This is a genomic window from Frankia sp. CpI1-P, assembly GCF_001421075.1.
Taxonomy (GTDB): domain Bacteria; phylum Actinomycetota; class Actinomycetes; order Frankiales; family Frankiaceae; genus Frankia; species Frankia torreyi.
This window is the reverse complement of the sequence record NZ_LJJX01000003.1, coordinates 1-13,519: the sequence shown is the minus strand read 5'-3', so window position 1 is coordinate 13,519 and position 13,519 is coordinate 1. Positions and strand designations below refer to the sequence as shown.

The following is a 13,519-nucleotide window of genomic DNA, read 5'->3' as shown; positions in this document are numbered from 1 at the left end:
CCGCAGCCGCCACCGGAGGTGCGGAGCCGGCCGTGGCCGGTTCCGCGGCGGTCGCCGCCGGGGAGCCGGCCGTCACTGCCCGCCTCCCGGGTTACCGCGCGGCGCCCATGGGGTGAGCAGCCGGGCCACGAACGCGGTCAGCGCGTAGCCCAGTCCGGCGACCGCGGAGGCGACCACGGCCAGCGCCCACGTCCGCGGGACCTCCAGGGCCTGCTGGGAGTGGACCATGGCCACGCCGAGCCCCCGGTCGGCGCCGAGGAACTCACCGATGATCGCGCCGAGGACGGCCGCCGGCGCGGCGATCTGCAGCCCGGCGAAGGTGCTCGGCAGGGCGGCCCGCAGCCGGATGTACCGCATCTGCTTCCAGGCGCCGCCACCGCTGGCCCGCACCACGTCGAGGCTCGCCGGGTCCGCGGCCCGCAGTCCGAGCAGGGTGCCGACCATCGTCGTGAAGAACACGGAGATGCCGGCCAGGGCGATCTGCGGGGTGCTGCCGTCGAACACGGTGGTCAGGATCGGNCCGATCGCAATGATCGGCAGGCAGTAGGACGCCACGCCGATCTGCAGCAGCACCCGCTCCACCACCGGCACCCCGAAGAACACCACGGCGAGGCCGATGGCCAGGCCGTTGCCGATCAACCACCCCTTCGCCGCGATCTGGACCGTCGACTTCGCCGACGTCCACATGAGCCGGTGGTCATCCCACAGCGCCCGCACGACCTCCCACGGGGTGGGCACCACCCCGCCGTTGTCGAGCACGGTGACCGCGAGCACCCACCACAGCGCGATCAGCCCGACGATCCCGNCCGCGCCGCCGATCCAGGCCGGCCGATCGGCGCCCGGCCCGGCCCCGTCGCGGCGACGGCCCGCGCCCGACCCGCCCGGTCCGCCAGGTCCGCCCGACCCGCCCGGTCCGGGTGATCTTCCCGGTCCCCCGGGCCCGCCCGGACCGCCGCCGGTGGCCCCGAAGGCGGCGTCCTGCAGGGTGGTCATGCGCCGCTCCGGGCGGGGTCGGCTGCCGGTATCCCCACCGTGTCCGCCGCCGTCTCGCCGCCGGCGAACAGCAGCGCCGAGAGCTCGTCGTGCAGCTCGTGGAACCGCGCCGAGCGCAGCATCTCCGGGGTGCGCGGCCGGGGCAGGTCAATGTCGACGAGCGAGGAGATGCGGCCCGGCCGGGCGCTCATCACCGCGACGGTGTCGGAGAGGATCACCGCCTCGGGAATGGAGTGGGTGACGAGCAGGGTCGTCGTGGCCCGTTCGCCCCAGATCCGCAGGAGCTCGAAGTTCAGCCGCTGGCGGGTCATGTCGTCGAGGGCGCCGAACGGTTCGTCAAGCAGCAGGATGCGGGGCTCGACGACGAGGGCGCGCGCGATCGCGACCCGCTGGCGCATCCCGCCGGACAACTGCGCCGGGCGGGCCTTCTCGAAGCCGGTGAGCCCCACCAGCCGAATCAGGTCCGCGATCACCGCCCGGTTCGCCTTCACGCCGGCGACCTCCAGCGGCAGCCGGATGTTGGCCTCGACCGAGCGCCACGGCAGCAGCGCCGAGTCCTGGAAGGCGATGCCGAGGTGGTGGCCACGACGGGCGGTCGCCGGATGCTCTCCGAGCACCAGCACCTCACCGGCGCTGGGCGCGTCGAGATCGGCGAGGATGCGCAGCACCGTCGACTTCCCGCAGCCCGACGGCCCGATGAGCGTCAGGAACGAGCCCTCCGCGGTGGCGAGGTTGACGTCGTCGAGGGCCAGAATCGACGTGCGGCCGAGGCGGAACTCCTTGCGCAGGCCCACCACACTCNCGCCGGAACCAGGGGCAGGAGCTGAGGGAGCCGACGGTCCCGAGGTCGGCTCCGGCATGGGCGTGGCGGCTGCACTCATACGAGTTCCGGCTTCTCCTTGTACAGCTCTCGGATGATGGACAGATCGAACAGCTTTTCGGCGGTGATGTCGACGCCGGCGAGCTTGAGGGTGGCGATGTTCTCCTCGACCAGAGTGTCGGTGAGTGTGAACAGCCCGTTCTTCTTCGTCTCCTCGGTGAGGATGAGCTTGTTCTGGTCGGCGCTTTCCAGGCCCTGTTCCTTCTCGTCCAGGCCGAGGTCCTTGCCGTAGACGGTGGCGGCGAGCTTGGCGCCGAGCGAGGCGTCGGAGGTGGCGTCCTTCCAGCCGCGGATCTCGGCGGTCAGCGCCGCCTTCACCTTGTCGCGGTTCTTCGCGATCGACTCGTCGGTGACCATGAAGGTCTCCGAAACCAGCGGATAGTTGTGGTCGGCGAGCAGGAAGGTGGTGACGTCGAAGCCCTTGACCCGCAGCAGGTTCGGCTCGTTCGTCACGAAGGCGAACCAGCCGTCGACCGTTCCGGTGGTCAGCGGCAGCGGGTCGAACTCCACCGGCACCTTCGTGATGGACGACGGGTCGAGCTTGTTCGCCTTCAGGAACGCCGACCAGACAGACTCGTTGGTCGCCTGCACACCGATCTTCTTGCCGACCAGGTCCTGCGGCGTCCTGATGGGGCTCTTGGCCATGGACAGGATGGCGAACGGGTTCTTCTGGTACTGCGCACCGATGATCTTCAGGGGGGCGCCCTGGGCGATCGCGGTCCCGGTGATGTCCGGCGAGGAGATTCCGATGAAGGCCTTACCGGTGGCGACGTCGGTGTCCTGCGGCGTCGCCGACGGGCCGCCCGCGATCAGGTTGACGCCGGAGAAACCGGCCGCCTTGTAGTAGCCGCGCTGGTCGGCGAGGTACTCCCCGGCAAACTCCACATTCTTGATCCACGACAGGCGGACGCCGAGCGTCCCGAACGAGGCTGCGCCGGAACCGCCCGAGCCCGAGTCGCCGCTGTCGTCGCTGCCGCAGGCGGCGAGCAGGCCGCTCCCGCCGACGGTGAGCAGAGTCGCTCCCGCGGTCACTCCCACACCCCGGCGGAGAAAACCCCGCCGATCCAGACCTGTTGTCACCAAACCCCCATCACACTCGTCTCGGGCACACCCCATCGGCCGGTCGATCCGACCTGCCCGAGCGGTCTCCCGGACGCTAGGAAGGAGGCGTATCCGTCTCATCGCACCTGTGTGAATTGCCAGTAACTCCATTCTCGCCGCCGGGCCGGTCAGGCTCCACCACCGCCCCCGGGATTCCCGCCGACCGAAACGTCACCGAAACCTGGATGCCNCGAAAGCGGTTCAACGTTCACCTGCCCGACATCGGGCGGNGGTCGAATGACGAACGGGCGGGAGTGCCGCGGAACCCGTGCACCGACCATCCGGGCGGCCCGCGGCGACGCCGGCATCATTGGCAGCGCCTGCTAGGCTTCGCGTTCGTGCTGCTGAGCCCCCATGAACAGGAACGGCTGCTCATCCACGTGGCGGCCGGACTCGCCCGGGAACGACGCGCCCGCGGGCTGCGGCTGAACCATCCCGAGGCAACCGCCCTGCTCACCTCGTTCCTGCTGGAGGGCGCCCGCGACGGTCGCAGCGTCGCTGACCTGATGACCGCCGGGCGCGGCGTGCTCACCCGGGACGACGTCATGGAGGGGGTGCCGGAGATGCTCGCCGAGGTCCAGGTCGAGGCGACGTTCCCGGACGGCACCAAGCTGGTCACCGTGCACCAGCCGATCGCGTGATCCCCGGTGAGGTCCTGCCGGGCGAGGACCCCGTCGAGATCAACCCGGGGCGGCCCGTCCGGACGGTGCTGGTCCGCAACACCGGCGACCGTCCGGTGCAGGTCGGGTCGCACTACCACTTCGCCGCGGCCAACCCGGCGCTCGACTTCGACCGCGGCGTCGCGTGGGGGCACCGGCTGGCGGTGCCCGCCGGCACCGCGGTCCGCTTCGAGCCCGGGGTGGAACGCGAGGTCGACCTCGTCCCGCTGGCCGGCGCCCGCATCGTGCCCGGCCTGCGTCCGGAGTCGGCCGGCCCGCTCGACGGGCGCGAGGGCCACGACGGCCGGGAGGGCCCGGCTGCGGCGGTCGGCGACCTGCCGGGTTACCTCGGAGAGGGCTCATGAGCCGGCTGGACCGCTCCCGCTACGCCTCGTTGTACGGACCGACGGTCGGCGACCGCATCCGCCTCGCCGACACCGACCTGCTCATAGAGGTGACCGAGGACCGCAGCCGCGGTCCGGCGCTCCGCGGCAGCGGCGACGAGGCGGTCTTCGGCGGCGGCAAGGTCATCCGCGAGTCCATGGGCCAGTCGCGGGCAACTCGCGCCGAGGGCGCCCCCGATCTCGTCATCACCGGTGCCGTCGTGCTCGACCACTGGGGCGTGATCAAGGCGGACGTCGGCATCCGCGACGGGCGGATCGTCGCGCTCGGCAAGGCCGGCAACCCGGACACGATGGACGGCGTTCATCCCGACCTGGTCATCGGGCCCGGCACCGAGATCATCGCCGGGAACGGGAAGATCCTCACCGCGGGCGCGGTCGACTGCCACGTGCACCTGATCTGCCCGCAGCAGGTCCCCGAGGCACTCGGCGCCGGGATCACGACCCTCATCGGCGGCGGCACCGGGCCGGCCGAGGGCACGAAGGCGACCACCGTGACGCCGGGCTCGTGGAACCTCGGCCGGATGCTCTCGGCGATGGATGACTGGCCGGTGAACGTCGTCCTGCTCGGCAAGGGAAACACGGTCAGCGACGCGTCGATGTGGGAACAGCTCCGGGCCGGCGCGGCCGGGTTCAAGCTGCACGAGGACTGGGGCACGACGCCCGCCGCGATCGACGCCTGCCTGCGCGTCGCCGACGCCGCCGGAGTCCAGGTGGCGCTGCACTCGGACACGCTCAACGAGGCCGGCTTCGTCGAGGACACCCTCGCCGCCATCGCCGGGCGGGCCATCCACGCCTACCACACCGAGGGCGCCGGCGGCGGCCACGCCCCGGACATCATCACCGTCGCCGCCGCCGCCAACGTGCTGCCGTCGTCGACGAACCCGACCCGCCCGCACACCGTCAACACCCTCGACGAACACCTGGACATGCTGATGGTCTGCCACCATCTCAACCCCGGTGTGCCCGAGGATCTGGCCTTCGCCGAGAGCCGGATCCGGCCGTCGACGATCGCCGCAGAGGACATCCTGCACGACCTCGGCGCCATCTCGATGATCGGTTCGGACTCGCAGGCGATGGGCCGGATCGGCGAGGTCGTGCTGCGCACCTGGCAGACGGCCCACGTGATGAAGCGTCGTCGCGGGGCCCTGCCGGGGGACGGCCCGGCCGACAACGCGCGGGCCCGGCGGTACGTCGCCAAGTACACGATCTGCCCGGCGGTGGCGCACGGGCTGGACGCGCAGATCGGCTCGGTCGAGCCCGGCAAGCTCGCGGACCTGGTGCTCTACGATCCCGCGTTCTTCGGGGTGCGGCCGTCGCTGGTCCTCAAGGGCGGGTTCATCGCCTGGGCGGCCATGGGCGACGCCAACGCCTCCATCCCGACCCCGCAGCCGGTGCTGCCCCGCCCGATGTGGGGGGCCGCGCGGGGTCCGGCCGCCGCCTCGTCGCTGACCTTCGTCGCGCCCGCGGCGATCTCCGACGGGCTGCCCGAACGGCTGGGCCTGGCCACCCCCGTGGTCCCGGTCGAGGACGTGCGCCGGCGCGGCAAGGCCGATCTGCCGGAGAACACCGCGACGCCGGACATCCGCGTCGACCCGGACACGTTCACGGTCTCGATCGACGGCGACGCCGTCGAGGCCGATCCGGTGCGCGAGCTACCGATGGCCCAGCGGTACTTCCTGTTCTGACGGCGCCGCAGCCGACCGCGTCACCGCGCGGGCCGCGCGGATCACGCGGGCCACGCGGTCGCGGCCCGATCCGCCCGGCCTCGGCCGGGGCGCGCGTCAGCGAGCGGCGTTCTTGATGAACTGGTCGCGATAGGAGGCCGGGTCGCCGCTGTAATAGCCGGCCCGCACGTGCCGGCGGGTCGTGGCGTTCTCCGTCGCGCGGGCCGCCGAGTGCCACAGGTAGGCGTCGTGCAGCAGCAGATCGCCGCGCTCGGCGTAGACGGCGATCTCCCCCGGGATCTTCTCGAATCCGAGCGGCATCTCGTAGGGCGGCTCGGCGTCGGTGTGTCCCCCGCTCGGGCGGGCGTCCGCGGGCACGGCGACGTTGTTGATGTTGCGGTAGGGCGCCGGCGTGGCCCAGCGGTGGGATCCGGGCACCACCCGCAGGAAGCCGTTGGCCGGGCTGGTCGCGTCCACGTGCAGGGTGAACGCGCAGCCGGGCCAGACGTCGAGACTCGGCATCGCCTGCCAGTCCGAGTGCCAGCCGATCCGGCTGTAGCCGGACTCGCGGCCGGGCCGGGCGTCCTGGAAGACCACGCCGGCGTTCTCGCTGGGGCTCATCCACACGTCCGCGCCGAGCAGGCGGCGCAGCAGGGCGACCATGAGCGGATGGGTCGCCGCCGCCCGCACGGCCGGGGCGAGCTCCTCGACGTGTTCGACGTAGTTCACGTACGCCTCGGCATCGGCCTCGATCCCGGTATCGGCGCCGGCAGGCTTCGTTCCGTTCGAGGCCCGTCCGGAGGGGCCCGTCACGCCGTCGGCCTGACCCGCCCGACCCAGATCCGCCCGACCCAGATCCGCCCGGCCCAGGCCCGTCCGATTCAGGTAACGGGCGTCCAGGTATTGCGTGGAGCCATAGCGCTCGGACACCGTCCCGGCGAGGACCGCCTGCTGCGCCGCGCCGCACTCCCGCTCGACCCGGTCGAGGAACGCGGTGGAGTGCAGGCCGCGGAGCACGACGAAGCCGTGACGGTGGTAGAAGTCGTCGAGGTCGGCCAGCGCCGGCGCGGCCAGCGGGTCCGGCAGGGTCGTGTCCACGACGAACACTCCGACCTCGGCCACCGCCGGCATGGACGGCGCCCCGCGGGTCACGCCCGCCGGGGCCGGGACGAAAGTCGGGCTGCCCATGGTCGTTCCTCCACCCTCGACGTCGCCGCCGGCCCGGGTGGCCCCCGACCGGACCAGTCGGTTCATCACGCTACGGCGAACGGGTTTCGACGCCGTTGCTGACCAGCAGCAATCCGGCGTCCGGCGAACCTCGCGCCCCGGCCACCCGCCGATGGGGACAGGGCCTTCAGACTGCCGGCCGGCCTCCTGACCTGCTGACCTGCTCGTCTAGTGTCGGGCGCGGGTGCGGGTGCGGTGACCGGTGCTGTGCGACGAGTGGGAGCCCTTGCGCTCGCATTCCCACTCGTGGTCGTCGCCGTCCCAGTCGGCCTGGTAGCCCGCCTGGCAGCGGGGTTTCGGCGGACGGTTGTCGCCACAGGAGGTGAGCACGGGTGCCAGCGCCACCGCCGCCACCAGCAGCCCGGCCAGGCGTACTCGCGATTCGGCCCCTGTCGCGCGTCGTGACATGTCGTCCCTCGTCCCGGTTTCATGATGGTCGTCGCCACCGGAGGCACGTATGGCCCGGCAGGCGGGGCCCGAGCGGCGTACGGCCGGTCAGCCCGAGCGCCGCGGTGCCGCCCGGCCAGGCCGGACGGCGGCCACCGGCCGCGAACTCTTCCACAGGACGACGGATGTTGTGACCGGATTGTCGCCCGAATGACCGAGGGTGCCATCTGGCCGAAGGCGACCAACGAGCAAGAAACCCGCTGGAGGGGGCGCTGTGAGATCAGGTGACGAGACGGACGCCCACCTCGGCGCCGACCAGCCCAGCCACATCGACCGACCCGGCCACACTGTGCAACCTGGCCACACCGTGCAACCTGGCCCCGATGGTGGGGACGGGCATGGTCCGATCGGGCGGTCTGGGCGACGGGCGACCTTGCTGGTTCTCGCGGATGGCCGCATGCCGACCGGAGGCCATGCCCATTCGGGCGGGGTCGAGGCCGCGGTGACCGACGGCAGCCTGGCGAGTCTCACCGACCTGGCGGCGTTCCTGCTCGGCCGGCTGCACACCGTCGGCCTGGTCGCCGCCGCCTTCGCCGCCGCCACCTGCCACGCCATCGCGACCGGCCGGACCGGCGTCGCCGACCTCGACGCCGAACTCGACGCCCGCACGCCCGCCCCGGCGCAGCGCGCGGCCAGCCGGGCACAGGGCCGCACCCTGCTACGAGCCGGCCGGGCCGCCTGGCCGGTGCCGGCCGGCCCTCGCGCCCCGCATCACCCGATCGCGCTGGGCATGGTGGCCGCCGGCGCGGGGCTGACGCCCGGGGACGCAGCCCTCGCCGCGGCACACACCACGGTCACCGGGCCCGCGACGGCCGCGACCCGCCTGATCGGGCTGGACCCCCTGGCCGTCACCGGGGTGCTGGCCCGCCTCGCCGACGACGTGGAGGCGATCGCCCGTGCGGGCGAGGAGGCCGCCGCCCTGCCCCCACGGGAGCTTCCGGCGCTCACAGCCGTGCGCCTGGACCTGCTGGCCGAGCAGCACCGGCTCGCGCCGTTGCGGATGTTCACCTCGTAGTCGTGACTCCTCCGCCGGCTAAAGCCGGCGGCTTCTCAGACCGCCTGAGCATGGCGCAAGTTCCGCGAAACATCATGATCATCATGGGTCGAGTCATGCCAGGGCCGAGTCCGGATCGGGCGGCGTGGCGCGGTTCCTTGGGGATCACCATGCTCGGCGGAGCAGGATGACACGTGCCAAGTGATATGGATTTCAGTCCCTCGCTGCTCAAGTCCCAGCTCGCCAAGTGTCGTCCCCGCACGCGCGGGGATCTTCTGACCCGCTGATCGTTCGGGAGTTTGTTGGCGGGGCGTGCCCACCTATTCGTAGGAAGGCCGCCGCTCGCGCAGCTACGACCCGCGAAGTGGGCCCGAGCGATCGGAGAGTGGTAGCCGCAGGGCCATGATCCGGGCTACGTGGACTGTTACGGTCCCCCGGTGGGCGATAACGAGCTGGGGCTGTTCCTGCGGGTCCGTCGCGAGGCCCTCACCCCCGCCGATGTGGGGCTGCCCAGTGGGCCCCGCCGCCGCGCCCGTGGGCTGCGCCGATCGGAGGTCGCCGCGCTCGCCGGGGTGAGCGTCGAGTACGTGACCCGGTTGGAGCAGGGCCGCGACCGCCGGCCGTCCATGGCCGTGTTGGGCGTCCTCGCCGAGGCCCTCCGGCTGACCGCGAACGAGCGGGTCCACCTGCAACGCCTGGTCAAGGCTGCTGACGGGGGCTTTACCTGCATGGGGGGGATACCGCCCGGCCGGACGGTGCGGCCGACCGTGCAGCGGCTGCTGGACGGTCTCGAGCCGGGTCCGGCCGTGCTCCTCAACCGGCTCACCGACATCCTGGCCCACACCGAGGGATACGTCCGGGTCGCTGGTCCGATCGGACTACTCGACGGCCATCCACCGAACCTGGCCCGCTTTGTCCTCACCGACAGCCGGGCCCGGGCCGCCCTGCCGGACTGNGACCAGGCGGCCGACGCCCAGGTGGCCGCACTCAAACAGGGTCCGTTCCGGGCGGATCCCTTCGTTGCGGCCCTCGCCGACGAGCTGACCCGCACCGCCGGGGCGGCGTTCACGGAGCGGGTGACGAGGCTGACGGGCCTGCCGCCGGCGAACGGAATCGCTCGCCTGGTCCACCCTGACGTCGGCGAACTGCGGCTGGCCTTCGAACGGCTCGATCTACCGGCCGACGACGAACAGTGTCTTCTCGTCCTCCTGCCAGCCGACGAGGCCACCGCGGCCGCGCTCGACCGACTCACCGGTCGCCGCCCCGGCGCTCTGCGCGCCGTCTCCGGCTGACCGCGAGCACTCCCTCCCCCGGCCCCGCCCCAGCTCCCCCGCCTTCACCGGCTTGCTCCATCGACCCCGGCCTCGTCCCACAATCCCGGCCCCACAATCCCGGCCCCACCGACCCGGCCCCACCGACCCGGCCCCGCGGCCCCACGGCCCCGCACGGCCGGAACGCCCGTTGCCCGGCCGACACCCTGGCCGCGAGGAGGTGCACCCGATGCCCACGACCACCGACGCCGCGTCGCCAGCCATGCCCCGGACGGGCCGTACGGCTGTCCGGGCGCATGCCGCGGTGCGGGTGGAGCGGGGACCGCAGGGCGCTCCCCGACTCGCCGAGCTGCGCTCGGACGTGCCGATCGTCCTGCGCCTGACCGGCGTGTCACCCGTTCGGACCGGGGCGCGCACGGGCGGCGGGGCGCGCCCCGGGGCGGAGCCGCTGCCGACGATGACGGTCCATCTGGTCAACGGGGCCGCCGGTCCGCTGGCGGGCGATGACCTGCGGCTGGACATCTCCGTCGGGGGCGGGGTGCGCCTGGTCCTGCGCTCGGTGGCCGCGACCGTCGCGCTGCCGGGTCACGGCCCCGGACCATCCCGGCTGACCGTCACCGCGGAGGTGGCCGACGGCGGCGAACTCGACCTCGGTCCGGAACCGACCGTGGTTGCCGACGGTGCCGACCATCGGATCGTCACGGAGGTCCGGTTGGCCGCGACGGCTCGGCTGCGGCTGCGCGAGGAGATCCTGCTCGGACGGTTCGGCGAGCCCAGCGGGTCCGTCCTCAGCATGCTGCGTGTCGACGTGGCGGGCGGCGCCGAGGGTTCGGGCACCGACCTGGCGGGTGGGTCGTCCAGGTGGGTGCCTCTGCTGCGTCAGGAGCTGCTGCTCGGGCCACAGGTGCCCGGGCTGCGGGGTCCAGCCCAGTTGGGCGGTGCCCGCGCGGTCGGCTCCTTGCTCGTCGTGGGGCCCGAATGGGCCGAAGCCGGAGCCGGAGCCGACGCCGCCGTCGCGGAGGGGGTGGCCCGGCTGCCCCTGACCGGTCCGGGCTATCTGGTGTCGGCGTTGGCCGACGATGCCGTCACCCTGCGCCGCCGGCTGACAGCACTGGCCGACCCCACGGGATGAGCCGCCGTTGGCCTCCGGCGCAGGGCCTGGGTCAGCGTCCGGCGCCGGGCGGGCGGTCGTCCGCCCGGGCTTGGGACTGAGCCCCGCCGGGTGCGGGCACTGCGCGTGCGGCGTCCTCACGGCGCGGCTCGTCGGTCCGCCCGGGCCTGGGGCTGGAACGGGAGAAGCCGTCGTTCCACGGGTCACGCGGCGGCTCGACCGGACCGGCAGCCGCCGGGATCGTCGCCCCTGGGCCGGGGGATGCCACGGCGGCCACCGGACCGGCGGCGGCCAGACTCGCCTCGGCCGGGGCTGCCGTGGCCGGCGGCGCGGCAGCCGGGGCCACCGTGGCGGTCGGCACCGCGGTGGACTGCGCGGCGACGGAGGGCGCCGGGACGGAAGGCGCCGTGGCTGGCGTCGCCGCGTCGGAGGAGAGCCGATCGGCGGACGGCGTCCCGTGATCGTCGTAGGTGCGCCCCTTCCACGCGGCGCCGCGGCCGGCCCGCTTGAGCCGCGCCGAGTCCAGCGTCATCCCGAGGTAGAGCACAGCGACGCCGGGGAGTAGCAGGGCGGCGGGAACCGGCTGGCGGTAGTACCGGATCATCGGCACGTAGGAGAGAGTCATGATCACCCAGGCGACGGCGCCGATGATCGCGGTCGTGCTGTCGCCGGCCGCGAGGCCCGCGACGGTGGCGACCACCGGGACGACGAAGACCAGGGACATCCCGAGCACGGTGCCGAGCAGCAGCAGCGGCGAGTGCCGGAGCTGGGCGTAGGCGCTGCGGGACACCATCTTCCACAGATCCGCCAGCCGCGGGTACGGGCGCCGGCTGTGGACCTGCTCGGCGAGCCCCAGCCAGGTCCGTCCACCGGAGCGCTTGATGATCCGGGCGATCGCGACGTCGTCGATGACCGCCCCGCGGACCTCGGCGAGCCCGCCGGCCGCCAGGAGGGCCTCCCGACGGACCAGCGAGCAACCCCCCGCCGCCGCCGCCACCCGCGAACGCGGGCGATTCGACCAGCGGAACGGATACAGCATCGCGAAGAAGTAGACGAACGCCGGAACGATGACCCGTTCCCACGCGGTCTCGGCTCGCAGCACGGCCATCTGCGAGACCATGTCCAGCCCGTGCGTGCGCGCGGAGGCCACCAGGCTGGTCAGCGAACCCGGGTCGTGCGCGATGTCGGCGTCGGTGAGCAGCAGGAACTCGGCGTCGCCGGCGCAGTCGACGCCGCGGCGCAGGGCCCACAGCTTGCCGGTCCATCCGGGCGGGGGCTCTGTGGAGGCGGTGACCGCGGCGCTGACGCCCGTGTGCCCGTTACGGGCGGCCTCCTCGGCCAGGGCCCGGGCGACCTCCGTGGTCCCGTCGGTGGAGCCGTCGTCGACGAGGATCAGGCGAACCGGCCCGGGATAGTCCTGGGCGAGCAGGGTCGGGAGCGTTACGGGCAACACGTCGGCCTCGTCCCGGGCCGGGATGATGATCGCTACGCTGGGCCACGATGGCGGTGCCTGCCGCGCGGGGAGCCGCTGGTCGGTGCGCCAGAAGAAACCATGACCGACGGCCAGATACAACCAGGCGAGCAATGAGGCGAGGGCTATCCACTGCAGCACAGTCACAGAGAGTGATGCTGCCACGTGCGTCGTACGGGCGTCAGACGAGTGCGGTAATTGTGTGTTAAGAACTTTCCGTCCCCGGTAGGTTCGCCGCGGCCGCGGTGGCCTCGCCGCCGGTGCCGACCTCCGGGCGCACCGCGGGATGGGGCCGCTGAGCAGGGACGATGCCCCATCGAGAACGGGCACCCGGCGCTGCGCGAACGCAATCGGACCCGACCCGTCGACCATCCGGGCGCTCCCGCCCCGCACCACCCGCGACGGGCGGGGTTAATCCCACGGTGNCATCACATCGTCCTGTGTGTACCCCCACCGAACGGCCCCCGGCCGCCCCACCCGATCCCGGCTCGGCAGAGCCACCTCCGAAGGCGCCGACTGCACCATAATCAGGGGGTGACCAGAAGCCGTCGTACCGAGCAGACGGCTGACACCCGTCAGGCCCTGATCTCGGCAGCCCGCCGCCGGTTCGCCGAGCAGGGCTTCNCCGCCACGGGGACCGAGGAGATCGTCGCCGACGCCCAGGTCACCCGCGGCGCGCTGTACCACCACTTCCGCGACAAGGCCGAACTGTTCCGCACGGTGATGGAACAGGTCGCCACCGAGGTGGCCGAGCAGCTCGTCGCGGGCGAGCTCGCGCGCGACGCGGAGCTGCCCAGCGATGCCTGGACGCAACTGCGCCAGGGGTTCCAGTCCCTGCTCGACATCTCCACCGCGGACAGTGACTTCCAGCGCATCGTGCTGATCGACGGTCCCGCCGTCCTCGGCAACCAGGCGTGGGACGCCCTCGTCGAGCGGCACGGCTACCGGCTGCTGTCCGAATGGCTGGAACGGGCGATGGCCGAGGAGCGCATCGATCCGCTCCCGGTGGGCCCGCTGACCAGGCTGGTCGCCGCCCTGCTGTCGGAGGCGAGCATCTACACGGCGGGCGCGGCCGACCCGGACACCGCCCGCATCGAGATCGGCATCGTGCTCGACCGGCTGCTGCGCGGGCTGGGCCGGGGCGGCGACCTCGCCGAGCAGCCCCCGGTCAGCGTCGACAGCGCCGCCGGCCCCCAGCACGCCCGCTAGCCCCGTGTTTCGCACTTCGGATTCTGCTGCGCCGACCGGCCCCTGTGATCTTGTTTTCGGGTCATGGGGGTTAGGTGGGGTCGATGCC

General features: G+C 72.9%; 10 protein-coding genes and 6 pseudogenes. 9 read left to right on the top strand and 7 right to left on the bottom strand.

Translation table 11 applies throughout. The features are described 5' to 3' along the window. Positions 1-72: 72 nt before the first annotated feature. From FF86_RS38940 to FF86_RS02765, 4 genes and pseudogenes are all read right to left on the bottom strand, one after another. A pseudogene (locus FF86_RS38940) lies at positions 73-519 on the bottom strand (ABC transporter permease); the annotation flags it as partial. Between the two features lies 1 nt (position 520). Next, positions 521-805: pseudogene (locus FF86_RS38935) on the bottom strand (ABC transporter permease); the annotation flags it as partial. A gap of 184 nt (positions 806-989) precedes the next feature. Then, a pseudogene (locus FF86_RS02770) lies at positions 990-1,794 on the bottom strand (ABC transporter ATP-binding protein); the annotation flags it as partial. A gap of 76 nt (positions 1,795-1,870) precedes the next feature. Beyond that, complete coding sequence (locus FF86_RS02765) at positions 1,871-2,989, bottom strand: ABC transporter substrate-binding protein (RefSeq protein ID WP_055406774.1); 1,119 nt, start codon at positions 2,987-2,989, stop codon at positions 1,871-1,873. 323 nt (positions 2,990-3,312) lie between these two features. Here FF86_RS02765 and FF86_RS02760 point away from each other — a divergent pair, with 323 nt between their 5' ends. Genes FF86_RS02760 through FF86_RS02750 form a run of 3 tightly spaced genes read left to right on the top strand, consistent with a single transcriptional unit; the run spans position 3,313 to position 5,722 of the window. Continuing rightward, positions 3,313-3,615: an urease subunit gamma gene (locus tag FF86_RS02760; RefSeq protein WP_011602639.1), complete on the top strand. Its 303-nt coding sequence runs from the start codon at positions 3,313-3,315 to the stop codon at positions 3,613-3,615. Then, a complete protein-coding gene (locus FF86_RS02755; protein WP_055406773.1) occupies positions 3,612-3,998 on the top strand; it encodes an urease subunit beta in 387 nt (128 codons plus the stop codon). The genes FF86_RS02760 and FF86_RS02755 overlap by 4 nt, the downstream gene beginning before the upstream one ends. After that, positions 3,995-5,722 carry an urease subunit alpha gene (locus tag FF86_RS02750; protein WP_044884406.1) on the top strand — a complete coding sequence of 576 codons (1,728 nt, stop codon included), beginning with the start codon at positions 3,995-3,997 and terminating at the stop codon, positions 5,720-5,722. Before FF86_RS02755 ends, FF86_RS02750 begins: the two co-directional genes overlap by 4 nt. A 96-nt stretch (positions 5,723-5,818) precedes the next feature. Here the strand turns inward: FF86_RS02750 and FF86_RS02745 are convergent, their stop codons facing one another. After that, positions 5,819-6,889, bottom strand: a complete 1,071-nt coding sequence (locus tag FF86_RS02745; protein ID WP_242418067.1) for a phytanoyl-CoA dioxygenase family protein — start codon at positions 6,887-6,889, stop codon at positions 5,819-5,821. Between the two features lie 207 nt (positions 6,890-7,096). Further along, positions 7,097-7,336, bottom strand: a complete 240-nt coding sequence (locus FF86_RS02740) for a hypothetical protein (protein WP_044884407.1) — start codon at positions 7,334-7,336, stop codon at positions 7,097-7,099. A gap of 436 nt (positions 7,337-7,772) precedes the next feature. On the opposite strand from FF86_RS02740, the gene FF86_RS02735 reads away from it, so the two are divergent. From FF86_RS02735 to FF86_RS02725, 4 genes and pseudogenes are all read left to right on the top strand, one after another. Continuing rightward, positions 7,773-8,390 carry an urease accessory protein UreF gene (locus FF86_RS02735; protein WP_044884408.1) on the top strand — a complete coding sequence of 206 codons (618 nt, stop codon included), beginning with the start codon at positions 7,773-7,775 and terminating at the stop codon, positions 8,388-8,390. A 416-nt stretch (positions 8,391-8,806) separates the two neighbouring features. Continuing rightward, positions 8,807-9,324 (top strand): annotated as a pseudogene (locus tag FF86_RS38925) (helix-turn-helix transcriptional regulator); the annotation flags it as partial. A gap of 1 nt (position 9,325) precedes the next feature. After that, positions 9,326-9,661, top strand: a pseudogene (locus FF86_RS38920) (transcriptional regulator); the annotation flags it as partial. A 208-nt stretch (positions 9,662-9,869) separates the two neighbouring features. Continuing rightward, positions 9,870-10,772 carry an urease accessory protein UreD gene (locus FF86_RS02725; RefSeq protein ID WP_044884410.1) on the top strand — a complete coding sequence of 301 codons (903 nt, stop codon included), beginning with the start codon at positions 9,870-9,872 and terminating at the stop codon, positions 10,770-10,772. Positions 10,773-10,803: 31 nt separating this feature from the next. On the opposite strand, the gene FF86_RS02720 is transcribed toward FF86_RS02725, so the two are convergent. After that, positions 10,804-12,369, bottom strand: coding sequence for a glycosyltransferase (locus tag FF86_RS02720; protein ID WP_044884411.1), 1,566 nt, complete (start codon positions 12,367-12,369; stop codon positions 10,804-10,806). 387 nt (positions 12,370-12,756) lie between these two features. On the opposite strand from FF86_RS02720, the pseudogene FF86_RS38915 reads away from it, so the two are divergent. Together FF86_RS38915 and FF86_RS02715 are read left to right on the top strand one after the other, a co-directional pair. Beyond that, positions 12,757-12,846: pseudogene (locus FF86_RS38915) on the top strand (TetR/AcrR family transcriptional regulator); the annotation flags it as partial. A gap of 1 nt (position 12,847) precedes the next feature. After that, the coding region (locus FF86_RS02715; RefSeq protein WP_242418066.1) for a TetR/AcrR family transcriptional regulator at positions 12,848-13,431 on the top strand (584 nt) is incomplete at its 5' end. Positions 13,432-13,519 lie beyond the last annotated feature (88 nt).